20 protein-coding genes are annotated in these 24,754 nt (G+C 44.1%); 13 read left to right on the top strand and 7 right to left on the bottom strand.

Annotated features, from left to right (window positions below; genetic code table 11):
* Positions 1–79: 79 nt before the first annotated feature.
* Both J4N40_RS13285 and J4N40_RS13280 read left to right on the top strand, forming a co-directional pair.
* Positions 80–523: an SRPBCC family protein gene (locus J4N40_RS13285; RefSeq protein ID WP_005381641.1), complete on the top strand. Its 444-nt coding sequence runs from the start codon at positions 80–82 to the stop codon at positions 521–523.
* Entirely contained in the window at positions 513–872 is a 360-nt protein-coding gene (locus J4N40_RS13280) for an RnfH family protein (protein WP_064376794.1), read from the top strand. The genes J4N40_RS13285 and J4N40_RS13280 overlap by 11 nt, the downstream gene beginning before the upstream one ends.
* A 101-nt stretch (positions 873–973) precedes the next feature.
* Here J4N40_RS13280 and bamE read toward each other — a convergent pair whose 3' ends face one another.
* The 5 genes from bamE to nadK form a co-directional block, all read right to left on the bottom strand.
* The gene (bamE, locus tag J4N40_RS13275; RefSeq protein WP_017820585.1) at positions 974–1,333 is read right to left on the bottom strand and encodes an outer membrane protein assembly factor BamE; all 360 of its coding nucleotides are present in this window, start codon (positions 1,331–1,333) and stop codon (positions 974–976) included.
* Positions 1,334–1,575: 242 nt separating this feature from the next.
* A complete protein-coding gene (locus J4N40_RS13270; RefSeq protein ID WP_086046555.1) occupies positions 1,576–2,058 on the bottom strand; it encodes a GNAT family N-acetyltransferase in 483 nt (160 codons plus the stop codon).
* Positions 2,059–2,079: 21 nt separating this feature from the next.
* Positions 2,080–3,744, bottom strand: coding sequence for a DNA repair protein RecN (gene recN, locus J4N40_RS13265; protein ID WP_005383750.1), 1,665 nt, complete (start codon positions 3,742–3,744; stop codon positions 2,080–2,082).
* A gap of 166 nt (positions 3,745–3,910) precedes the next feature.
* Positions 3,911–5,101: a DUF3103 domain-containing protein gene (locus J4N40_RS13260; RefSeq protein WP_005383752.1), complete on the bottom strand. Its 1,191-nt coding sequence runs from the start codon at positions 5,099–5,101 to the stop codon at positions 3,911–3,913.
* Between the two features lie 265 nt (positions 5,102–5,366).
* Positions 5,367–6,251 carry an NAD(+) kinase gene (nadK, locus tag J4N40_RS13255; RefSeq protein WP_005381631.1) on the bottom strand — a complete coding sequence of 295 codons (885 nt, stop codon included), beginning with the start codon at positions 6,249–6,251 and terminating at the stop codon, positions 5,367–5,369.
* Positions 6,252–6,397: 146 nt separating this feature from the next.
* Between nadK and grpE the strand changes: the two genes are divergently transcribed.
* The 4 genes from grpE to dnaJ all read left to right on the top strand — a co-directional run bounded on the left by grpE (position 6,398) and on the right by dnaJ (position 12,300).
* A complete protein-coding gene (gene grpE, locus J4N40_RS13250; RefSeq protein WP_021034134.1) occupies positions 6,398–6,994 on the top strand; it encodes a nucleotide exchange factor GrpE in 597 nt (198 codons plus the stop codon).
* Positions 6,995–7,411: 417 nt separating this feature from the next.
* Complete coding sequence (locus J4N40_RS13245; protein ID WP_250654280.1) at positions 7,412–8,686, top strand: dicarboxylate/amino acid:cation symporter; 1,275 nt, start codon at positions 7,412–7,414, stop codon at positions 8,684–8,686.
* 347 nt (positions 8,687–9,033) lie between these two features.
* On the top strand, positions 9,034–10,947 hold the full coding sequence (gene dnaK, locus J4N40_RS13240) for a molecular chaperone DnaK (RefSeq protein WP_005381623.1): 1,914 nt from the start codon (positions 9,034–9,036) through the stop codon (positions 10,945–10,947).
* Positions 10,948–11,151: 204 nt separating this feature from the next.
* On the top strand, positions 11,152–12,300 hold the full coding sequence (gene dnaJ, locus J4N40_RS13235) for a molecular chaperone DnaJ (protein WP_005381620.1): 1,149 nt from the start codon (positions 11,152–11,154) through the stop codon (positions 12,298–12,300).
* Positions 12,301–12,369: 69 nt separating this feature from the next.
* Here the strand turns inward: dnaJ and J4N40_RS13230 are convergent, their stop codons facing one another.
* Positions 12,370–12,801 carry a type IV pilin protein gene (locus J4N40_RS13230; protein WP_017820588.1) on the bottom strand — a complete coding sequence of 144 codons (432 nt, stop codon included), beginning with the start codon at positions 12,799–12,801 and terminating at the stop codon, positions 12,370–12,372.
* A 103-nt stretch (positions 12,802–12,904) separates the two neighbouring features.
* On the opposite strand from J4N40_RS13230, the gene J4N40_RS13225 reads away from it, so the two are divergent.
* The 6 genes from J4N40_RS13225 (at position 12,905) to tadA (ending at position 18,271) form a co-directional block, all read left to right on the top strand.
* Entirely contained in the window at positions 12,905–13,414 is a 510-nt protein-coding gene (locus tag J4N40_RS13225) for a GspH/FimT family pseudopilin (RefSeq protein ID WP_005381616.1), read from the top strand.
* Complete coding sequence (locus J4N40_RS13220; RefSeq protein WP_005381615.1) at positions 13,395–14,012, top strand: PilW family protein; 618 nt, start codon at positions 13,395–13,397, stop codon at positions 14,010–14,012. Before J4N40_RS13225 ends, J4N40_RS13220 begins: the two co-directional genes overlap by 20 nt.
* The gene (locus J4N40_RS13215; RefSeq protein WP_005381607.1) at positions 14,009–15,262 is read left to right on the top strand and encodes a hypothetical protein; all 1,254 of its coding nucleotides are present in this window, start codon (positions 14,009–14,011) and stop codon (positions 15,260–15,262) included. Before J4N40_RS13220 ends, J4N40_RS13215 begins: the two co-directional genes overlap by 4 nt.
* Positions 15,252–15,662 (top strand): type IV pilus modification PilV family protein, encoded by a 411-nt coding sequence (locus tag J4N40_RS13210; RefSeq protein WP_213967776.1) that lies wholly within the window; start codon positions 15,252–15,254, stop codon positions 15,660–15,662. Before J4N40_RS13215 ends, J4N40_RS13210 begins: the two co-directional genes overlap by 11 nt.
* A 288-nt stretch (positions 15,663–15,950) precedes the next feature.
* Entirely contained in the window at positions 15,951–17,510 is a 1,560-nt protein-coding gene (locus J4N40_RS13205; protein WP_017635695.1) for an AbgT family transporter, read from the top strand.
* Positions 17,511–17,761: 251 nt separating this feature from the next.
* Positions 17,762–18,271: a tRNA adenosine(34) deaminase TadA gene (gene tadA, locus J4N40_RS13200; protein ID WP_411912937.1), complete on the top strand. Its 510-nt coding sequence runs from the start codon at positions 17,762–17,764 to the stop codon at positions 18,269–18,271.
* Between the two features lie 573 nt (positions 18,272–18,844).
* On the opposite strand, the gene mltF is transcribed toward tadA, so the two are convergent.
* Positions 18,845–20,422 carry a membrane-bound lytic murein transglycosylase MltF gene (mltF, locus tag J4N40_RS13195; protein WP_031779069.1) on the bottom strand — a complete coding sequence of 526 codons (1,578 nt, stop codon included), beginning with the start codon at positions 20,420–20,422 and terminating at the stop codon, positions 18,845–18,847.
* 299 nt (positions 20,423–20,721) lie between these two features.
* On the opposite strand from mltF, the gene purL reads away from it, so the two are divergent.
* A complete protein-coding gene (gene purL / locus J4N40_RS13190) occupies positions 20,722–24,615 on the top strand; it encodes a phosphoribosylformylglycinamidine synthase (protein WP_172563641.1) in 3,894 nt (1,297 codons plus the stop codon).
* Positions 24,616–24,754: the final 139 nt, after the last annotated feature.

Genomic DNA, 24,754 nt, shown 5'->3' with positions numbered 1-24,754 from the left:
CTTTTATTTGCGCAATCGTGGAATAAAAGTAAAATTGGCGAGTAGCTTTAAATCTGTACATGTATCGATAGGAGTATGTATGAAGCAAGTCAGCCGTTCTGCGCTTGTGTCTTTTAGCGCCGAACAGATGTTCAATCTGGTTAATGATGTTGCTAAATACCCTGAATTTCTGCCTGGTTGCTCGGGCTCTAGAATCATTGAGTCTTCGGGGAATGGTATGGTGGCTTCTGTCGATGTGGCGAAGGCTGGAATCAGCAAAACGTTTACGACTTCAAATGAGTTGATCCCCGGTCAGGCAATTATGATGAACTTGGTGGATGGCCCGTTTAAGACGTTGCGTGGTGGTTGGATTTTTACCGCGCTAGATGAGCAAGCTTGCAAGGTTGAACTAAAGCTTGAGTTTGAATTCTCAAGTAAAATGATTGAGATGGCCTTCGGTAAGATTTTTAACGAGCTTACCAGTAATATGGTAAATGCATTTACTAAACGCGCAAAACAGGTCTACGAGTGTTATGAGTATTGAGTCAGATATGATTCACGTTGAGGTTGTCTATGCTCTTCCTCATGAACAGCGTGTATTTAACTTAGTGGTAAATAATCACGCAACGGTAGAAGAGATCATTCGACAATCCGGTGTATTGGAGTTGTACCCTGAAATTGATTTGTCCAAGAACAAAGTGGGTGTGTTTAGTCGTAACGTGAAGTTGGATGCGACCGTTCGAGATCGAGACCGAATAGAGATTTATCGTCCGTTACTCGCCGATCCGAAAGAGATTCGCCGTAAAAGGGCGGAGCAGGCTAAAGCCGAGGGAAGTGCAGACCCAGTCACCGGTGGCAAGCCTAGTACTGTACGTAAAAATAAGCAGGATTAATATAAACCCAATAGCTCATGTGAGTTACTCAAAGTTTGACTAACGTGATTTCTATATAATAAAAAACCTCCCAAACGGGAGGTTTTTTTGCAAAAGTCAGTTTACTGAATTTGCTCGTAAAATGCGTCACTTTTTGGAAAGTCACCACTGATGTCTGCGAGTGTGCCTTGGTCATTAAAGTTTACAATCAGATCTTTCTGTACTGGTTCGCCATGGCCAGGAGTATGATGATAGATGTAATACCAAGTGTTTGGATAGCCGTTTTCAATAAGCATTGGCGACCCTAATACGAAGCGAACCTGTGCTTTAGTCATCCCAAACTTTAATTTATCAACCGCACTTTGTTCTACATAGTTGCCTTGGTTGATATCAATACGATAAACCAGTCTTTCCAATACCGAACATCCTGTCAGCAATGTCATTGCTAATGGTACGGCAACTAACCACTTCTTTAATTGCATAATAATTTCTTAGTAACCTTTAAAATACTGCGCTGATAATAAACAAGCTCGACGCAGATGTAAAAAGCTATGCGTCGTATGGTAGACAATCTGACAACGAATTTTGAGTTGAGTTGCATTTATTCACCGATATTAGGCGGTAAATGTCACCACATGACGTATTAGTTAGGTGACGAAGAGCAAATTTCAATCGGAAGTAGGGTGATGGACGCTTTCAGCGGTGAGCAAAGCCTAGTGACTCGTTAGTCGGTTTTGGCGAATTCGCGTAATGCATCACCTGAAAAACGATAATACTCTTTTTCATGAATTAGTGTTGCACCAATTGAGCGGTAAAACTGACCTGCGGTAGGGTTACTACTTTCAGCTGTCCAGTCCAACCTTTGGCATCTACACTTGATCGCCAAAGATGCCAGATACTTCATTAACTTGAGACCAACCCCTTTTCCTCGAACCTTCGAAGATACGAACAGATCTTTTAAGTACATCTGCCCTGAGAGTTTTGGGGCAGGGAACATGATGGTATAAGATGCAAAGCCTACGACGTCATCATTATCGTAAACCGCAATGATATGAACGCCAGAATGTTCAGAGAAAACTTGGTTCTTTAGATAATGGACCAGATCGTGTTTTGATGAAGCTTTTTCTTTGAAGTAGTAATGTTCTAACTCAATAAAAATAGGGATGAGATCTAAGCAGTTGGTTTTGTGTATTGCTCTGATATCCATTTCTCATCCCTTGTCGATTTATTAAGCGGCGATAAGCAGTTCTTTTGCGTTTGCCAACGTTGAGTCGGTTATTTGACTACCCCCAAGTAAGCGAGCTAATTCTGCCACACGTTGTTGTTCATCTAATGCGTGCATTTGGGTTTCGGTTTGGCCTGCTTTGGTTTGCTTAGCTACAAACATTTGTTGATGGCCGCATCCGGCAACTTGAGGGAGGTGAGTGACACACAATACTTGAGTAGATTCGCCAAGCTTGCGTAGCATTTTGCCCACTACGGCAGCTGTTGGGCCACTAATACCTACGTCCACTTCATCGAAGATTAAACTTGGTGTATCTACTTTCTGAGCGGTGATCACTTGGATAGCTAGAGAGATACGTGATAGCTCACCGCCTGACGCAACTTTTGCTATAGGTTGCAATGGTTGTCCCGGGTTGGTCGATACTAAGAAGCACACGCTGTCCATGCCAAGCGGCGATGGGTGCGTGTTGTCATTGCTAACTTCGATACTGAATACTGCTTTCTCCATGCTCAATTCGTGCATGCTTTGTGTGATCAGTTTGTTCAGTTCTTTTGCGTAACGGCTGCGTGATTTGTGCAGTTTTTCTGCTTGTGTTAGAAAGCTTTGGTACTTGTGTTCTACTTCTTGAGCAAGTTCATCTAAACGTTCATCGGAGCAATCTAACGCTTCTACTTGGGCCAGAAGATCTTGATGATGCTGGTAGAGTTCTTCTGGCATTACGTGGTGTTTACGAGCTACAGACATCACTTTAGAAAAACGTTCTTCTACATAAGCCATACGAGCTGGATCAACATCGATGCCATCTAAGTAGCTGCGTAATTCATTCTTCGTTTCTTCAAGTTGAATCATCGCTTCTGACAGCATGTTAGGTAGCTCAGATAGCTTTTCATCTAATTCGGCTAATTGAATTAGGGAGTGATTGGCCGATTGCAAAATACCAAGCGCATTGACTTCTTCACCTTCGTAAATAAGTTCGATGGCTTGCTGACAGGTAGTGGCGAGTTCACCACTGTTGGATAGTCGTTTATGCTCTTGCTCGAGCTCTGCAAATTCTTCTTCACCTAGCGATAACTCATTCAGTTCTTTGATTTGGTATTCAAGCAACTGTTTTTGCGCCTGGTTTTGCTGGCTATTTTCTTTTAGCTGCTTGAGGTTATTATCCGCCTGACGCCAATGCTGGTAAGCACTTCGTGTGCTTTTTAGTAGGTTTAAATGCCCAGCATATTGGTCGAGCATGGCCATTTGGTGCTCACTTTTCATCAATTGATGATGAGCGTGCTGCCCATGGATATTGATAAGTAGTTGCCCTAGAGATTTGAGTTGTGATAGTGGAACAGGGCTGCCATTAATGAAGGCTCTTGAGCGGCCTTCTTTTGTGATAATACGACGCAAAATACACTCACTGCCATCTAGCAGATCGTTATCTTCTAACCAACGTGTTGCATGTAAGTTGTTGTCCAATAAAAAAGCGGCGCTAACTTCGGTTTTCTCTTCACCTTGTCGCACCATGCCGGCATCGGCTCGTCCGCCTAAGCAGAGCCCTAAAGCATCGATAGCAATGGATTTACCCGCGCCTGTTTCACCTGTAATGGTGGTCATGCCCTTAGAAAGCTCGAGTTGTAAAGACTTAACAATCGCAAAATTATTAACACTTAGATGAGCCAGCATTTTATTTACCTGTATAACTGAACAATACTGTATAAGAGAACAGTATATACTGTTTCTTTATACAGTAAAGTCAGGTAAGGAAAATTTTCTTTGTAGGCTGTTTTTTTGTGATGAAGTGGGAAAAATGAGCCGATGTGATTACAACGACTCATTAAAATTGAACAGGTTACGGACGAGTTGGGTTAATCGTTAGTGGTTCTAGTGTGACGACTGCATTCACACCTGCACCTGGGTGATCCACGTATGAAGTGTCTTGCATTAGAGTGTAGTAAACGTCGACGAAGTCATCATCATTCGTGAGTACACCATCGGGGATAGTGTCGATGATCTTGTTCGTGATTTGCGGAATAATCGCGTAAGCCTGAACTTCTGGATCTGGAATCGCTTTCAATACTTCTTCGGCAACTTGAACAAGGAGTTTTGCCAATTGTTTATAGTCTGTGCCGTCATCTTGCTCCATGAGCACAATGTCTGCCGCACCCCAGCGGTAACGAGACCAGTGAATAATGATCTGATTTGGATAGTAATCTTGGTTATCGTAGTCTAAGTATGGAAGCTCCACCAAATCGAGAGTAGGTTCATCACGACTTGGATTGACGCCCGTTACGATAGCGTAGATTTCTGCCTTGCCAGAGATCCAAGGTTCTTTGTCATCGGCTAGACGGATCTTTTTCAACTGCGTGGTTTGAATTGGAGCCGCTTCGCCCACTGCGCTACTTGACAATAGCGGTGTATTTTGGCGTTGTTCATCAGCAATATATGGTTGAACTAAAGCTGGTTGACCGAGTTTTTTCATCTCAGCTTGCATAGCTTGCAAGCCTGCTTTTAGCTCTGCAGAGCTATTGTTATCAACGACAAGTACAGGTACCTCAGGGAGCTGGTAAACATCGAGTTGATGGATGTTGCCATACACATCAAATGCTTCGATGTATTGCCAATTCTCATCATCACCACTTGGTTCAAATGCAAATAATGGCTCGACCTCGCCACTTTGCCATGCTGTTATCATGGCTTCATTTGCCAAGCGAACTTCTAACAACTGATCAGAGTATTCAGAAATACCTTTCCAGCTACGAATTTGAGTGTCAGCTTGTACAAGCTGGCGGCTGAACTCTGAGTTAGGGTTTTGCTTAACAAATGCTGATACAGACACGTTAGTCTGTTGCGGAGTAATATCTCTTCTCAGCATGGGTTCAATGGCAGCATAATTCTCACTCAATTGTTGAGCTAGGGCCCGTTTCGTCTTAGTGATATCTTCCGCTTTTGCATTGGACACACTGTTGACTTGCGTTTCCTCTGATTGGCAGCCAATAAGTGCTAATGTACTGAGAACAGACAGAATGATGGTTTTCTTCATAATATGTCCTTTATTGATTGTATGAAATAGAGTTAATACTCTATTCATGGTGAGAATATCACCGGACATAGATCATTGAATTTGCTTTTCTATCTTTTGTGTAAAGTTTGCCCACAGGATCAAAATTTATAAGCTTCTCTTTAATGATGACAAATATCGTGTCGCCTCACTACTTTGTGTCTATTTCTTGTCTAAGAAAGCCAAAAGCCAGTAGCAATTAAGCTGCTGGCTTTTTTATTGAAGTTATTGCCCTGAGTAACAAGTGTTAGAACAATTTACTAGACCAGCCAAGCTTATTCCGTAAGACGTGATAGTAGCTGTAGTCTTTTGGATGGATGAGCTTTAGTACATTTGGACTTTGATAGATGTGAATTTCGTCGCCAGGGGTAACTGGAAGTGAGACTTGTCCATCACAGCTAACTTCTTGTGTTCCACGGTTTTCTGGTGATACCACCAATTTAATTCGACGTTTTCCATCAACCACCAAAGGTCGACTCGACAATGTATGAGGGAACATTGGCACGAGTGAAATGGCATTCAAGCTAGGAGAAAGAATTGGGCCGCCGCCAGAAAGTGAATATGCCGTCGAGCCAGTCGGAGTGGAGACAATCAAACCGTCGGCCCGTAAAGAGAAGGCGAAGCTTTCATCAATATACACTTCAAATTCAATCATATGGGCAATTTGCCCTGGGTGAAGTACGGCTTCGTTTAGCGCAGCGTTATGGCTCTTTATTTGTCCGTGGCGGTGTACTTCCGCCTCTAAAAGAAAACGCTCCTCTTCAATGTACTCACCGTCGAGTACCGCTTGCAGAGACGCTTGGAAGTCGTCTGGGTTCAAGTCAGTTAAGAAGCCCAAATTTCCGCGGTTCACGCCTATAACTGGTACATCAAATCGGGATAAAATTCTTGCTGCACCTAGCATGTTGCCATCGCCACCAACCACAATGGCTAGATCGGCATTTTTTCCTAGTTCAACTAAGCTAGCAAACTGACTCTGTGGGATATCATCCAGTATTGCGGCAAGGCGATCGTCAATGAATACTTTATAGCCCTCAGAGGTCAGCCATTGGTACAACTCTTTATGAGTTTGAATTGCTTGTTGATCTCTTGGTTTTCCGATAATCGCGATCACGTTACATGGATTTTTCATAGCATTTCCGCATTAAAGAGGCTTGAATCAGGAATCTTCATCCCCATAATAATGGCAAGTCACCTAAATATGCGAATTTTTATGTGGTTAAAGCCCGCAAAAACGCGCATGGCTTTAAGGGCATTATGTTGAATTCTGGAGATATCATGAGCAACGAAGAAAACAAAGTTACAGAAGAAGAGCTTGATCAAATCATCGAAGAGGCTGAAAAAGTAGAAGCTGAAGCACAAGAAGTTGAAGCTGAGCTTGAAGAGCTTGGTGATGAGACAGACGCTAAGATTGCTCAACTAGAAGCGGCACTATTGTCTAGCGAGGCAAAAGTAAAAGAGCAACAAGATGCGGTGTTGCGTTCTAAAGCTGAAGTAGAAAACATGCGTCGTCGCACTGAGCAAGAGATCGATAAAGCACGTAAGTTTGCGTTGAACAAGTTTGCAGAAGAGCTGCTTCCTGTTATTGATAACCTAGAGCGTGCAATTCAAGCGGCAGATACAGAGAATGAAACTGTGAAGCCGTTCCTAGAAGGCGTTGAACTAACACATAAAACGTTTGTAGACGTTGTCGCGAAATTTGGCTTGAAAGCAATCAACCCTGAAGGTGAAGCATTCAATCCAGAGTTCCATCAAGCGATGTCGATTCAGGAGAGCCCTGATCATGAATCAAACACTGTTATGTTTGTTATGCAAAAAGGTTACGAACTAAACGGTCGTGTGATTCGTCCGGCAATGGTAATGGTTGCTAAGTAACTTTAACTCCCTGTTTTTTAAATATAAAAGTGCCCATCATTTTTGATGGGCGCTTTTTTGTTTTAAACATAAATGACTGCATCGAACTTCGTTGTATATCGATAAATGAAAATTTGATCCCCTTCATATTTTTTCCTATTGGTTAATTATTTTCCTATAGGAGATTTTCTCTCATCTCGCTGCGTGTTTATTAACGGAAAGGGCTATAAGTGATTATAATCATTCGCTGTGTGAATGTTTGTTCTGCATAGGAATGTAAATATAGTCATTTTTTCTAAAACAATTTCGTTAACAAAAATGTAAATTATCACTTTATTTTGTAACTTCGGTGTGTATGATTTGCGACTAATGCTTTAAAAGTAAGCATATATAACTACAAAAATGTAAATAGTAAACACAACATATCGGAGATTTATAATGGATAAATCGCTTTCTAGTAAGATTTTTATAGGCTTGTTTGCCGGCCTTGTGCTGGGGACAGCAATTCAGTACTTATTTAGCGGTATTGCGATTTTTGATACATACCTACTTGGAGCAGCAGAAGGTGTTGGCGGCATGTTCGTCTCACTGATCAAATTGCTTGTTGTTCCTTTAGTTTACGTTTCAATCGTATGCGGCATTGTTGACTTGAAAGATATCAGTGCATTTGGTCGTCTTGGTGGAAAAACTTTTACCCTTTACATTCTTAACACCATCATTGCGATTACGGCGGCTTTGACTGTCGGCTTGATCTTCCAGCCAGGAGCGGGCGCTAATCTAGCAGGAACGGTATCTGAGGCTGTACAGCTGACAACGACAGAGACGCCGGACATTTTCTCTTTAGTTGTTAACATTGTTCCTAGCAATCCTGTACAAGCGTTTGCTAGCGGCGACATGCTGCAAATCATCTTTATGGCAATTTTGACGGGGCTTGCAATTCAAGCTTTGGATTCTCGTGGTGGCCCAGCTATTCGCACATTCAAAATGGCAAATGAAATCATGATGAAATTGGTTGGATTAGTGATGAGTCTTGCACCATATGGTGTGTTCGCACTAATGATTCAACTAGGTGCAACGCTAAACGCCAATACATTAATGTCCGTTGCCGGTTACGTGGCTTTGGTGGTTGCGATGTTGGTGTTCTGGATCTTCTTCTTCTACCCAATGGCAGTGAGTATTGCGACAGGAACTTCTCCAAAGACTTTCCTACGTGCAACTCGTGAGCAGATTCTTTTCTCTCTATCTACCGCGAGCTCAAATGCGACTATCCCGGTAACGATGCGCACACTGACAGAAAAGCTTCAGGTCTCTAAATCGGTTGCTGGCTTCGGTGTACCACTAGGCGCAACGATGAATATGTCTGGTGTATCTATCTATATTGCTCTCGCAACGATGTTTGTTGCGAACGCTTTTGGCCAGCCAATTAACACCGCAGACATCTTTACACTTGGCTTAACTATTCTTCTGTTATCTATTGGTGCTGGCGGCGTTCCTGGGGGCGGCGTGGTAATGGTAGGCGTTTTGCTTCACCAACTAGGTTTACCACCTGAAGGTTTAGCAATCATTGCAGCGGTCGACCGTATAAATGATATGTTCTGTACATCATCTAACGTTGTCGGCGACACGGCAGTGAACACCATTGTTGCAAAAACAGAAGGTGAGATAGGTAAAGAAGAAGGTGTTGATGCTGAGTCTGCTCAAGCGAACGCCTAATACCTTGAATCATTTATTTTAACCCTAATATTGAAGCGAGCTCTTATGAGTTCGTTTTTTATTTAGGAAGAGTCGGACATAAATAAATTTATCTGGGAAATGACGTTTTGTTGCGCTACAGCAGTGTGACGAGTTCCCAACTAATCAGAAAGAAACACATAAATTTCGAAAAAAGACGCTTTTTTTTAATTCTGCCCTTGAAAAGCATTTTGCCGCCCTTATCTATGTGGCATAGAGAAGCAAACATTGATTATTTTTGTTTGTGAGCAAGGGTTGAAACCCGATTCTCCTCCCCCCACATTGGGGTTATAACCAAACGAAAATAGAATTTATTCGGAGATAGCCAGATGGGTAAAATCATTGGTATTGACTTAGGTACTACTAACTCATGTGTTGCTGTATTAGACGGCGACAAACCACGTGTAATTGAAAACGCAGAGGGCGAACGTACTACTGCATCGGTTATTGCTTACACTGACGGTGAGACGCTAGTAGGTCAACCAGCGAAACGTCAAGCAGTAACTAACCCAGAAAACACGCTATTTGCAATTAAGCGTCTAATCGGTCGTCGTTTTGAAGACGAAGAAGTTCAGCGTGACATCGAAATCATGCCTTACAAAATCGTTAAGGCTGACAACGGTGATGCTTGGGTAGAAGCGAAAGGCCAAAAAATGGCAGCTCCTCAGGTTTCTGCTGAAGTTCTTAAGAAAATGAAGAAAACTGCTGAAGACTTCCTTGGTGAGGAAGTAACTGGCGCAGTTATCACAGTACCTGCTTACTTTAACGATGCTCAGCGTCAAGCGACAAAAGATGCTGGCCGTATCGCAGGTCTAGAAGTTAAACGTATCATCAACGAACCAACAGCAGCTGCGCTAGCTTACGGTCTTGATAAGAAGGGCGGCGATCGCACTATCGCGGTATACGACCTTGGTGGTGGTACATTCGATATTTCAATCATCGAAATTGATGAAGTTGAAGGCGAGAAAACATTCGAAGTTCTAGCAACTAACGGTGATACTCACCTAGGTGGTGAAGACTTTGATAACCGTCTAATCAACTACTTGGTTGATGAGTTCAACAAAGAGCAAGGCATCAACCTTAAGAACGACCCACTAGCAATGCAGCGTGTTAAAGAAGCAGCAGAGAAAGCGAAAATCGAGCTTTCTTCTACTTCTCAAACAGACGTAAACCTACCTTACGTTACTGCAGATGCAACTGGTCCTAAGCACATGAACATTAAAGTGACTCGTGCAAAACTAGAATCTCTAGTTGAAGACCTAGTACAACGCTCTCTTGAGCCATTAAAAGTAGCTCTAGCTGACGCTGACCTATCAGTAAACGACATCACTGACGTAATCCTAGTTGGTGGTCAGACTCGTATGCCAATGGTTCAAGCGAAAGTTGCTGAGTTCTTTGGTAAAGAAGCGCGCCGTGACGTAAACCCTGACGAAGCAGTAGCAATGGGTGCTGCAGTTCAAGGTGGTGTACTTGCTGGTGACGTTAAAGACGTACTACTACTAGACGTAACTCCACTGTCTCTAGGTATCGAGACAATGGGTGGCGTGATGACTAAGTTAGTTGAGAAGAACACAACTATCCCAACTAAAGCGAACCAAGTTTTCTCTACAGCGGAAGACAACCAGAGCGCGGTAACTATCCACGTTCTACAAGGTGAGCGTAAGCAAGCGATGTACAACAAGTCTCTAGGCCAATTTAACCTAGAAGGCATCCAGCCTGCACCACGTGGCATGCCACAAATCGAGGTTACTTTTGACCTTGATGCGGATGGTATCCTACATGTGTCTGCGAAAGACAAGCAGACTGGTAAAGAGCAGAAGATCACTATCCAAGCTTCTGGCGGTCTAAGCGATGAAGACATCGAGAAAATGGTTCAAGAAGCAGAAGCTAACAAAGAAGCGGACAAGAAGTTCGAAGAGCTAGCGACTGCACGTAACCAAGCTGACCAAATGATTCACGGTACTCGTAAGCAAGTAGAAGAAGCTGGTGAAGCGCTACCTGCAGAAGAGAAAGAGAAGATTGAAGCAGCAATTTCTGAGCTAGAAACAGCACGTAAAGGCGAAGACAAAGAAGCTATCGATGCTAAAGTTCAAGCACTAATGACTGCTTCTCAAAAGCTGATGGAAATCGCTCAACAACAAGCTCAAGCGCAGCAAGCACAAGGTGCTGACGCAGGTGCACAGTCTAAAGAAGACGACGTTGTAGATGCTGAGTTCGAAGAAGTTAAAGACGACAAGAAATAATATTTCTTAACCAGATGGCTGCATAGCCATCTGGGGTCGATAAGACTTCGTGTGCGGGCGTTTGGGGCAACTCTTACGCCCGTCTGTTTGTAAACGCTGTCTTTCTAGTTAAGTATGTTGCAGACAAGTGCACTTACCTAGAACGATACAAACACCAAGCGGTGAATCGATGCCGTTTGTAGTAATTAACTGGTGACGAAGAACATGTCAAAACGTGATTTTTACGAAGTATTAGGCGTAAGCCGTGATGCCTCAGAGCGCGATATCAAAAAGGCGTATAAGCGTCTAGCGATGAAATTCCACCCAGACCGAAACCAGGGTGATGATTCTGCGGCGGACAAGTTTAAAGAAGTAAAAGAAGCGTACGAAGTTCTGACCGACCCTCAAAAGAAAGCGGCGTACGACCAATACGGTCATGCAGCTTTTGAACAAGGCGGCGGTGGTTTCGGTGGCGGCGGCTTTGGCGGCGGCGGTGCTGATTTCGGCGACATCTTTGGCGATGTATTCGGTGACATCTTTGGTGGTGGTCGTCGTGGCGGTGGTGGCCACCGTGCCCAGCGAGGTGCTGACCTACGTTACAACATGGAATTGACGCTAGAAGAAGCGGTTCGTGGTGTAACGAAAGAGATCGAAGTACCGACACTAGTACACTGTGATACCTGTGATGGTAGTGGCGCGAAGAAAGGTTCATCTGCTGAAACATGTGGTACCTGTCATGGTCATGGTCAAGTACAGATGCGCCAAGGCTTCTTCGCAGTGCAACAAACCTGTCCTACCTGTCACGGTAAAGGTAAAATCATTAAAGACCCTTGTAATGAGTGTCATGGTCAAGGTCGTAAGCAGAAAACAAAAACACTTAACGTTAAGATCCCTGCAGGTGTTGATACTGGCGACCGTATTCGTCTATCTGGCGAAGGTGAAGCGGGAGAAATGGGGGCGCCTGCTGGCGACTTGTATGTACAAGTGCACGTGAAAGAGCACCATATCTTCGAGCGTGATGGCAACAACCTATACTGTGAAGTGCCAGTAAGCTTTGCGATGGCAGCTCTAGGTGGTGAAGTTGAAGTACCAACCCTAGATGGTCGCGTAAGCCTAAAAGTGCCTTCAGAAACGCAAACAGGTCGTATGTTCCGTATGCGTGGTAAAGGTGTGAAAGGCGTTCGCGGTGGCGGTGTTGGTGATCTTATTGTTAAGTTGGTTGTTGAAACACCAGTAAACCTAAGCTCACGCCAAAAAGAACTGCTCAAAGAGTTTGAAGAGTCTTGTGGTGGTGAAGCGGCGACAAAGCACAAGCCTAAATCAGAAGGCTTTTTCAACGGTGTGAAAAAGTTCTTTGATGATTTAACCAGCTAAGACGTTAGTGAAAAGCATAAATACAAAGGCCTGCTAAAATGCAGGCCTTTTTGCATCTCGGTGTTCTTCCTAATTCCAGCAATCACTTGGTTCTTCGACATTTGTTGACGTTAAAGTAATCGTTTTAGAACCAGTCAAGCACTCGTCGTCGTCTTGTCCCAGAGCCGATTTTGCTGTTGCTGTAATGGTATAGGCCGTACTTGCAGAGCTCGCAATATCGAAAGAAAATCTATTTGTGTCTGAGTCACATAGAGTGCATGTGCCTCCAGAGAGAATATGACTCCAGTCGTACCCACCATCATAAGATGTCTCTAGCTCTAGCTGAATTCGACTAAGATCGCTCAAGGCAACCGTCCTATGAGACTTGATTACATGATTAGTGTAAGAGGGGTATGCGACTGCAGCAATGATCCCGACAATCACTACAGCTACCAGTAATTCGATCAATGTCATCCCTCTCAATCCTTTTTTGTAGCCGTTACAACGAGAAATTCGAATCATCACGAGTAGTTTCCTTTTCACTTTTCCGCCTATTTTTGGCAGGTGATAGCATCTGTGCAAGATGAATTACGGCCCTTTTGCCGTTTACATAGGAATTTGGGAAATGCCTCGCGGGTTTACGTTGTTGGAGCTTCTTATTACTGTTGCTGTACTGAGTATTATATTGGCGTTTGCAGCTCCAAGCTTTAGCCGTGTTTCACAAACTGTGCAAATGCAGCGATTAGCAACTGAATTAGCTGGCTTTCTAAGCCAAAGTAAGTCCGAGGCGGTAATGAGAAATCAAAAGTTATATATACATTTCTCTATGGCTAAAAACGTCGTTGTCAGTCAAGGTGCATGGTCTCTACAGTTAACTAACTCGTCTAGCGGCTCTGGGGGCGTAATTTTAAGCCTTTCCGGCTCCGCCTACTCTGAATTATCTTTGAAGCACAGCTACGATAATCAAAAAATAAGCTTCGACGAGGTCCGTGGACGACCCCAAGGAGGAAATATAGAGTTTTTCCCAACCAATGCTCAAAACATAAAACTACAAGCAAAGCTCTCCAACCCTCCCGGAAGGATTAAAATTTGTAGTAACTCTGGAGCTAAGTTATATGATTACCGTCAGTGCTAACAAACGTTATCAAATAGGTAGCTCTTTAATCGAATTGATGATTAGTTCTTTAATTGGATTAATTGTCCTTAGTGTAGTGGGCTCTATATTCTTGAGTTTACAAAAAACAGCAAAGGAAAAAAGCTTAGAGCTAAATTTATTGCAAGGTCTGAATATCACTTTATCTGTTATGAAAGAAGATATTCAAAGGGCAGGTTATGATGGTGGGAACGGTAGTTCACTCAAATTATCCGGAGCTACAGGAACCATAATGCTGAGCGGCGCCTCTTCTGTAGGGCTTGTGTATTTTAAAGAGGACTCAGCTGCCAATGAAGACTATCGAAATATTAAGTATGAGAAGAGAGATACTCGGTTTTTTATATGTGAAAAAGGCGTTGTGTCTCAAACACAAATATTATCTTTTGATGGTATAGATTTTTGTCGTTCTCTATTTGATGATGATATTTTCCAAGTTACCCAATTCACCGTTAGTTCAGAAACAGTGACTAATGGAGGAAATGTAAGTTCGGTCACGAGCGTTAAGTTAGGTTTGAAAACGATTGATGGAGTCTTTAGTGAAGTTGCGGAGTTTTCTATCAAACAAAGGAATTGGCAATGACATCTAAATATAGCTATTCCGGTTATACCACTTTGCTTGTGACTTCTATACTTTTATTACTTGCTTTAATTGCATCATTAGCATCATCCAAAGGTGTATTTTTTCAAATAAAAGTTGCGCAAAACGAAATAAAATCTCGACAAGCACATTGGTTAGCGGAAGGAGGTGTTGAATGTGCATGGGCGCAATTTAGAGTTAATAATATTGTACCTGCCGTAATAACAGATTGTGGCTCAGGGCTTTGGACGATTCCGAATTTTACGAGTACTTCAAATGGGTATTTGGTTACTTCTAATGTTGGATTTACAAGCATTAGTAAGGAGATTATTTTGGGAGGTAACTTGAGTTATGGTGCAATGCAGTCTAGTGCCGACATTTATTTTCATTCTAGTGCAACGTTCTCTACTCCAGACCCAGGGGAATTGAGCAGCGATGGGTGGGAGTGTATTGCGTTAAGGTATAAAAAGCGCTTTTACTCCTCTTCAGTTGATAATAAAGGCGTAATTCATGGAGAGTCTCCCTATGCCGATTTTAACAACCCTACAAATAAAGATTGTGCAAACACGACGGCAAACCGTCATCTCTCATCTAGTGTTGGCGGGGTTGGTGCTGGTGATGATTTTACTCAAGATACAGATTTAAAGCCATTTGAATCCTTCTTTGGAGTAAAGGCTGAAGAGCATAACGATGTCCGAGATAATGGTGTATTTCATGTTATGACGGGCTCAGTGGCTGATGGTATACCTAATTGTGGTGCTGCTTTAACAGCAGAAATTCAGTCAGGGAAGCATCATTTATGGGTGGAAGGGAGCTGTGAAATCAAGCAATCGGAATACAATGATTTAGTGAATGCTACATCATCGACCAATGGCGTAACAGTGCTCATTCATGATGGTCTTTTCTCCGTGATGGGACCACCGAGCTCCGGCGCTACATCAAATAAGTTTAAAGGGGTCTTGTTTCATTTCAATCATGATTATACCCCGACAACAGCGGATTGGGTTGGGTTCGAAGCCAATGCTCACCTAAATCATGTGCCAAGTGTTGTAGAAGACTCATACAGGACAATAGCTTCTTATTATCAGCATGGTTCTTTTACGGTATCTGGTGGTCAATATTTTGATAGTGAAGATCAGGCAGCGGTTTTCTTCGATTCTTTGGACTTTAGATACAATAAAGATGTGATAGACAATTCAAGGAATGCGCATGCAATTCCTAGATGGAAAAAAGGCTCCTGGAATGATCTCTAAACAAAAAGGATTTAACCTTCTAGAAGTCTTAATTTCTTTCCTGCTTCTTGGCGTAGGCGCGTTAGGTTTAACTAAGCTAAACGTGTATCTAGAACGCGAATCCGAATATGCCATAAGAAGTATTGAAGCACTTCGTCTAGCAGAAAACCAGCTCGAATGGTTCCGGACGCGTGGTGCTTCTGCGGCGATGTCTACCATCACACCTGCAAATTTTGCTTCTATTGCAACAGGCTCTTCTGTTACTGGATCTTATGTCGTCGAGTGGGAAGTTCCAGCTGCCACGGTTTCAGGAACACTGAAAACTATCACCATTACCTCTAGCTGGAAGGATAGAATCGGCGAGACGCGATCAGTTCAGCTTAAAACGATGATCTCACAATACAGTGAATTCGAAAACTAAGTTCAATTGCATACATAGGCTGAGACAAATGCGGATGTAATTCTTGTTTAATACCGAATTGGTCACGGTTAATAAATGGTTTTTGAACTGTTAATTGAGTTGATGTGCTACTGTTTTTATTATGTTTAATTGAAGTGGTGTTTTTGCAAAATATGTCTCCAATTATGAAAAAAAATCTAGAACCTTGTGCTTTCTCCATTAGTGTTTACTAGAATACTCGTTGGATAGTAGGCCGTTATAATTATTCAAATAGGCCTTGGCACCAACATCATTCACTATGGAGTTACCATGAGTAACCAAGCTGTAAATAAAGCACCATCATCGAAGCCGAGCGGGATGGAGCGCTTTTTAAACTTTATCGAGAGGACAGGTAACAAAATCCCTGATCCTGCGATTTTGTTCTTCTGGGCATTGATCATTACTTGGGCGGCGTCAGCACTTTTGTCGAATGTATCATTCGATCTTCCAAACCCTCGAACGGGCGAAGCTCTTACTATCACCAACTTACTTACGGGCGAAGCGCTAGCAAGTTTCCTTGCTAACATGGTGACGACGTTTACTGGCTTTGCGCCACTGGGTATCGTACTTGTCGCAATGCTAGGTGTGGGTGTTGCAGATTCTTCGGGCTTTATTACGACGGGTCTTAAGAAGATGCTGAACTTCACGCCAGCTAAGCTTCTTACTCCAATGCTTATTTTGGTTGCCATTGTATCGCATACTGCGGCAGATGCAGGCTATGTTCTGGTTATTCCTCTTGGCGGTATTATCTTCCATGCGGCAGGTCGTCACCCTTTAGCAGGTATTGCGGCAGCATTTGCAGGTGTATCTGGTGGCTTCTCTGCAAACTTTATCCCTTCAGGTATCGATCCGCTATTGGCTGGCTTTACGCAAACTGCGGCGCAGGTTCTTGATCCTGAATATGTGGTTAACCCATTAGCGAACATCTTCTTCACTGGCCTATCCTCTATCATTATTGTGGGGATTGGTTGGTACGTGACAGAGAAAATCATCGAGCCTCGTTTATCAAAAATGCCAATTGATGATGATGCGGAAACCGCGCCAAACCTAGGTTCATTTACTGAACTGGAATCAAAAGCTTTCCGTTATGCAGGTTGGGCAATGATGGCGGGTATTGCTTTACTTGTTGCAGCGTTAATTCCAGAAACATCAGCACTTCGCTCGCCTGAAGGTGAAATTACTGCCTTCTCAGCACCGATAATGAAGTCTATCGTGCCGTTGATCTTTATTCTGTTTATCATTCCTGGTTACGTTTACGGTAAAGTGTCTGGAACGTTCAAGACCAGCAACGACATTATCAAAGCGATGGCTGATACTATGTCAACCATGGGCGCATACATTGTTATGTCGTTCTTCTGTGCTCAGTTCCTATCTGCATTTGCTCAGTCAAACATCGGTACGATGCTAGCGTTGTATGGCGCAGAAGGCTTAAAAGCGATGAACCTACCAGGTGAAGTGACCATCATCGGTATGATACTTCTAACCGCGTCTGTAAACCTACTTATTGGTTCGGCATCGGCAAAATGGGCTTTAATTGGTCCAATCTTAGTGCCAATGCTAATGGCGGTTGGTATCTCGCCTGAGCTGTCTCAAGCGGCTTACCGTGTGGGTGACTCTGTATCGAACATCATTTCGCCTCTAATGGTATTTTTCCCTCTTGTAGTGGTTTACTGTCAGCGTTATGTGAAGTCGGCTGGTATCGGTACGCTTGCGTCACTAATGATGCCATTCTCGATCGCAATGCTGATCGGTTGGTCTATCTTCCTAGTTGCTTATTGGATGGTAGGTATCCCACTAGGCATTCAAGCTCCTTACACTTACACAATGTAAAAACGTGTAGGGTGTGAAAGCCACTAATTGGCAGCCGAAAAGCGCAGGTCTTCGATCTGCGCTTTTTTTGTTCTCGCACAACGAACATCGATAGGTCTTGTAACTAGTTTTTTGGAGTTGCAAACTTTGTCCAGTGATGTGTCGCTGTAGTGAAACCGAAGTTGGTGATAAAATTCCCGACTTCAATCATTTTTGTTTCTTTGGAGCCTCCTTTGTCTAACCATCCGTTTACCCCTCAAGATGAATTGTTTATGCGCAGAGCGATGGTGCTTGCCGAACAAGCAGAAGCTGAGGGGGAAGTACCTGTCGGCGCAGTGCTTGTAAAAGATGGTGAAATTATCGCTGAGGGCTGGAACCGCTCTATTGGCACCCATGACGCTACCGCACATGCTGAGATCCAAACACTGCGTAAAGCAGGCCAAAAGCTAGAAAATTACCGCCTTCTGGATACGACGTTATATGTAACACTTGAGCCATGCCCAATGTGTGCCGGAGCCTTATTGCATAGCCGCGTTAAGCGGGTTGTTTTTGGAGCGCCAGATTTAAAAGCTGGAGCTGCAGGAACAGTGCTTAATTTGTTTGAAAGCCAAGCCGCTTACCATTACGCCTTAGTTGAAAAGGGGCTGCTAGAAGATGAGTGCCGCACTCAGCTACAAGCGTTTTTTAAGCGTCGCCGAAAGGAAATTAAAGCGAAGAAGCAAGCACAAAAAGCATTAGAAAATGGAGAGAGCGAGCAAGGTAGTGGGAGTAGTGAGGGCTAGCAAACACCTACAACGTGGTAGATGTTTGCTTGGACGCACTAGTGATTGACTAAATGTACAAAAACACGATTACGTGAACTTACTTTCTTTTTCATACATGTCAGTTTACGTTTACGTCGGATAGCAGCTACTGTGTTATTTAAACGCTTTGACTGCACTCTACGTCTTCTCATATTCAAAACCTCCTGCAGACAAGACTTATACCAGTAAAGCGCGGCTCATCGATGCTTGGCAATAGGCTCGATAATCGCACTAAACATTGTATGGTTTAAACGTTCTTCATTTGACTTCTGCATTGCACAGAGCCAGCAAACAATTTCAATACGATGCTTAATAATAGGAGTGACGTTATTTCGGCAGAGTGTAGCCGAAGGCGCCGCTTCATCAAGTGAGCTAAACCATGTGGTTACAAAGCAATCAGTTTTACTAACGATGAAGAAAAGGCGACCAACCAAAGGAATGGTTGAGTGTGGTTGGTGTCACTCAGAATATTGGATTCTAGATAAGTTTTCGTTAGGACTCAACAAAAATGACGAGCTTCATAGGCTCGTCATTTTTTAGTTTACCGCGGGTTTATTCTTCAATGCTTTCTTGTTCGGTGTCTTCTTCAACCGTGACGTCAGAAGCGCCAGAGACTTGTTCTACGACGGTCTCTACTGCGCCCGATATCAAAATGTCGGGGTTGAGCGGCGGAATCACTTGCAAGTCATCGCTATTCTCATCAATCGCTGGCTGTTGGCTGACATGACCAATGATGGATTGGTAGTAACGTCGAATATTTTCTACGTAATTACGCGCTTCATCGCCTCTGGCGTACCCATAGCGAGTTTGGCTGTAATAGCGCTTCTGACGAAGTAAAGGCAGCCTGTCTTTTACATCGGCCCAAGCGTTCGGATCGCCACCTTGTGCTTTGGTGAGTCGTCGTGCGTCCATCATGTGGCCGTAACCAATATTGTATGAAGCTAACGCAAACCATATTTTTTCATGCTCGTTAATGCTATCAGGCACGCGACTTACAATACGACGTAAGTACTCGACACCACCACGAACAGATTGCTCAGGGTCTAAACGGTTTGTTACCCCGACGCTTTTCGCTGTTGGCAGAGTCAGCATCATCATCCCCCTAACACCCGTTGGCGATTTTGCTGTTGGCTTCCAGTGTGATTCTTGATACGCCAATGCTGCAATTAAGCGCCAGTCGAACTCTTCGCTGTATTTTTGGAATAAAGGTGCCCATTTAGGCAATTTGTCATCCAGAGCTCGAATGAATGCGCGAGTATCAACGTAATCAAATGCCTCAATATGACCAATGTACTTTTCTTCGAGGGTGGACAGTTCTCCTGATTGTTTGATGTTACCGAAAAACTCTATCAGCATCGCATACAAACTTTCGTCTTCAGAACGTCGAGTAAACCAAGACACTGGTTGATCTTCTGTAAGTTCAAATGCGAGCGCAAGATCGGGGTAAAGGCGTTGAGCTAGGGAAAGTTCCACCGAATCAGTCACAGTAAAACGTAACTCACCCGTCGATACGTATTTGAGTAAGTCTCTCGTGTCAGCATCACCAACAATTTCAAACTGAAGTTCTGGATACTGCTTCTTTAACGCTGTTAGGGTCGGAACATATTGCGATTGTTCAACGATCTTTAATGTTTGCGCTCCTGCATTTGTATCTTCGTCGGACTCGTCGTCTTTCGAGGCTTGGTATTCAATGAGTTGTTCGATATCACGTGGTCGAAGTTGCCCTTTTTTATATACCACTTGTTGGCTTACATAATAATAGGCAGGGCCTGGTCTAAATCGTTTGACTGCTTGTGACGTTTGATTTAAACCCGTAGCGATGATATCGATATCTCCTTTCTTAAGAGCAGGAAAAAGCTCAGCCTGGCGAAAGGCTGGTTTAATCTCGAGTTTGACGCCGAGCTGCTCCGCAAACTGACGCGCCAATTCGTAATCCAACCCTGCGGGACCATCGGGTCCTATGTAGTAGGAAAGCTGATTGTTTAGCGTGCCAACACGAAGCACACCACGTTCTTGAATTTTTTCAAATTCACTTTTGGGCTCCGACTCAATCTGGCAAGCAGAGAGCAAAAGAACAGAAACTAAAATTAGAGCACTGCGCTTGAGCCGGTTGAAGTGACTTATTTGCATTAATAGGTACATCTTGGAAAATTTCTATTTGCCTTTATATCAAAGCGAGCTCATGGGGCAAAGTGAATCACACACTTATAACGTGACATTGTGTGTTTTATCGACATTTTAGTTGTAATTCAAATTTGACAAAAAAAATGACGCAAACGGTTGCTTTTGGTGTTACATCACAAAAACAATTACTATATAATGCGCTCGCAATGACGAGGTGGAATCGGCATAGGTTCGACAGGGCTTATTTTAAGTGTCTGAATTTATTCCAATATCACCTTAATCAATTGCATAAGAGACCTAAGCACATGAGAATTTTGCGTGGCTCCCCAGCTCTTTCTGAGTTTCGTGTTAATAAACTACTGGAACTTTGTCGTGAACAAGATCTGCCTGTAACTGGTATTTATGCCGAGTTTATGCACTTTGCCGATCTAAAGTCAGACCTTGATGACCAAGAGTTAGAAAAACTTGAAAAGTTACTAACTTACGGCCCAACCATCGAAGAGCATGAGCCTGAAGGTCTTCTACTTCTTGTCACGCCTCGTCCTGGCACTATCTCGCCTTGGTCTTCTAAATCTACCGATATCGCTGTTAACTGTGGTCTGGATAAAGTGAAACGTCTAGAGCGTGGTACGGCTTATTATGTCGAATCTTCAGTTGTTCTATCAGAAGCTCAAGCTGACGCTGTTAAAGCGTTAATTCACGACCGCATGATGGAAACAGTATTCACAGCATTTGAAGCCGCATCAGCATTATTTACTGTTGCAGAGCCTAAGCCTGTCGCACATGTTGATATCTTAGCTGGCGGTCGTCTTGCGCTTGAAGAGGCAAACGTTTCCCTTGGCTTGGCACTCGCAGAAGATGAAATTGATTACTTGGTAGAGAACTTTACTAAGCTTGGGCGTAACCCAAACGACATTGAATTGATGATGTTTGCTCAGGCGAACTCAGAGCATTGTCGCCACAAAATTTTTAACGCAGATTGGACTATCGACGGGGTAGATCAACCTAAGTCTTTGTTCAAAATGATCAAAAACACTTTTGAAACGACACCTGACTATGTGCTGTCTGCATACAAAGACAACGCAGCCGTTATGACAGGTTCTAAAGCGGGGCGTTTCTTCCCTGACCCTAAATCCCGTCAATACACGTACCACCATGAAGATACGCACATCTTGATGAAGGTAGAAACGCACAACCACCCAACGGCAATCTCTCCGTGGCCGGGCGCATCGACTGGCTCAGGCGGTGAAATCCGTGACGAAGGCGCGACGGGTATCGGCGGTAAGCCAAAAGCGGGTCTGGTTGGTTTTACAACCTCTAACTTACGTATTCCTGGTTTTGAACAGCCATGGGAAACCGACTTCGGTAAGCCGGGTCGTATTGTAAATGCGTTAGACATCATGCTTGAAGGTCCTCTAGGAGGCGCGGCATTCAACAACGAATTTGGTCGTCCAAATCTATTGGGTTACTTCCGTACTTACGAAGAAAAAGTCACTTCTCATGCGGGTGAAGAAATTCGTGGTTACCACAAACCAATCATGATTGCTGGTGGTATGGGTAACATCCGAGATGAACACGTACAGAAGAAAGAGATTCCAGTGGGTGCGAGCCTAATCGTACTTGGTGGTCCGGCAATGAACATCGGTCTTGGTGGTGGCGCGGCGTCCTCAATGGCATCTGGTCAGTCAGCAGAAGATCTGGACTTCGCTTCAGTACAGCGTGAAAACCCAGAGATGGAACGTCGCTGTCAGGAAGTGATCGACCGTTGTTGGCAGTTAGGCGACGACAACCCAATCGCATTTATCCACGATGTGGGTGCAGGCGGTATCTCTAACGCATTGCCTGAACTTGTCGACGACGGTGAGCGTGGCGGTAAGTTCCAATTACGCGATGTACCAAACGATGAGCCGGGCATGAGCCCACTGGAAATCTGGTGTAACGAATCACAGGAACGTTACGTTCTAGCGGTAGCGCCAGAAAACATGGAAGCATTCGACGCAATCTGTAAGCGTGAACGAGCACCGTATGCAGTGGTGGGTGTAGCGACAGAAGAGCGTCATCTAACGCTAGAAGATTCTCACTTCGACAATACGCCGATCGATATGCCAATGGATATCCTGCTTGGTAAGCCACCGAAGATGCACCGCGACGCAACCACACTAAAAGTGGAAAGCCCTGCCATTGTTCGTGATGGTATTGAGCTTAATGAAGCGGTGGATCGCGTACTTCGTCTTCCTGCTGTTGCAGAAAAAACATTCCTAATTACTATCGGTGACCGAACAGTAACGGGTCTGGTTGCTCGTGATCAAATGGTTGGTCCTTGGCAGGTACCAGTAGCAAACTGCGCAGTAACAGCGGCAAGCTACGACACTTACCATGGCGAAGCAATGTCGATGGGTGAGCGCACGCCAGTGGCATTACTAGACTTTGGTGCATCGGCTCGCCTAGCAGTTGGTGAGTCACTAACGAACATTGCGGCAACAGACATCGGTGATATTAAACACATTAAACTGTCTGCGAACTGGATGTCTCCAGCGGGTCACCCAGGTGAAGATGCGGGTCTTTACGAAGCAGTGAAAGCGGTGGGTGAAGAACTGTGTCCTGCTTTAGGTTTGACTATCCCAGTTGGTAAAGACTCTATGTCGATGAAAACCAAGTGGGAAGAAAACGGCGAGAGCAAAGAAGTCACATCTCCACTGTCGCTAGTTATCACGGCATTTGGTCGTGTGGAAGACGTACGTAAGACCGTGACTCCACAACTACGCACTGACAAAGGAAATACTTCTCTAGTTCTTGTTGACTTGGGTAACGGCAAAAACCGCTTAGGTGCGACAGCATTGGCACAAGTATACAAACAGCTGGGTGACAAACCTGCTGACGTAGATAATGCAGAGCAGCTAAAAGGCTTCTTTGATGCAATGCAAGCGTTAGTACGTGATGACAAGCTAGTGGCTTACCACGATAAAGGCGACGGCGGTCTGTTTGTTACACTGGCTGAGATGGCATTCGCGGGTCACTGTGGCGTAAAAGCGAACATCGCAGAGCTGGGTGACGATGCGCTAGCCGTTCTATTTAACGAAGAGCTAGGTGCGGTTGTTCAAGTTAAGAATGATGATCTAGATTCAGTTCTATCTACTCTGGCGGCAAACGGCTTAGAGGCATGCTCACATGTGATTGGTTCTGTTGAAGCTTCAGACGACTTTGTTATCACTTCTGGTGATGCAGTTGTGCTTGAACGTTCACGTACCGAACTACGCGTTATCTGGGCTGAAACAACGCATAAGATGCAAAGCCTACGTGATAACCCAGCGTGTGCAGACCAAGAGCACGAAGCTAAGAAAGACAACTCTGACCCGGGTCTAAACGTTAAGCTCAGCTTCGACGTAAATGAAGACGTTGCAGCACCGTACATTGCGAAAGGTGCTAAACCTAAGATGGCAATTCTACGTGAGCAGGGCGTTAACTCCCACGTCGAAATGGCAGCAGCGTTTGACCGAGCTGGTTTTGAAGCAACCGACATCCATATGAGCGATATCCTAACAGGCCAAGCGGTACTGGATGAATACCATGGCCTAGTAGCTTGTGGTGGCTTCTCTTACGGCGACGTATTAGGTGCGGGTGAAGGTTGGGCTAAGTCTATCCTGTTTAACGCACAAGCTCGTGAACAATTCCAAGCCTTCTTCAACCGTGAAGAGACGTTCTCTTTAGGTGTATGTAACGGTTGCCAGATGCTATCAAACCTGAAAGAGCTGATCCCAGGTGCAGACTTGTGGCCACGTTTTGTGCGCAACGAATCTGAGCGTTTTGAAGCGCGCTTTAGTCTAGTTGAAGTTCAGAAATCTGACTCTGTATTCTTCGACGGAATGGCTGGTTCGCGCATGCCAATCGCGGTTTCCCACGGTGAAGGGCGTGTAGAAGTACGTGATGCAGAGCACCTAGCAGCGATTGAAGCATCAGGTACGGTTGCGATTCGTTACGTGGATAACCTCGGTAACCCAACACAACAATACCCGAACAACCCGAATGGTTCGCCAAACGCGATTACTGGTTTAACAACAGCAGACGGTCGCGTAACTATCATGATGCCTCACCCAGAGCGCGTATTCCGCACAGTTGCAAATTCTTGGGCTCCGGAAGGTTGGGGTGAAAATGGCGCTTGGATGCGTATGTTCCAAAATGCCCGTAAGAATATTGGTTAATTAACCAAAAGTTAATCTAGCTTAAGTAAAGCGTTGGTTGAGAGACCAACGCTTTCTTTTTTCTTATCACTCTTTTTTCTTCGTCGCTCTTTCTAGTGACTTGGCGAAACGTTGCTTTGTTCTGCCTCTTCTTTGTCAT

Origin of the sequence: Vibrio sp. SCSIO 43097 (genome assembly GCF_023650755.1) — a bacterium.
Classification (GTDB): Bacteria; Pseudomonadota; Gammaproteobacteria; order Enterobacterales; family Vibrionaceae; genus Vibrio; species Vibrio alginolyticus.
The sequence above is the reverse complement of the archived record's forward strand: the minus strand, read 5'-3'. Positions and strand labels throughout refer to the sequence as shown.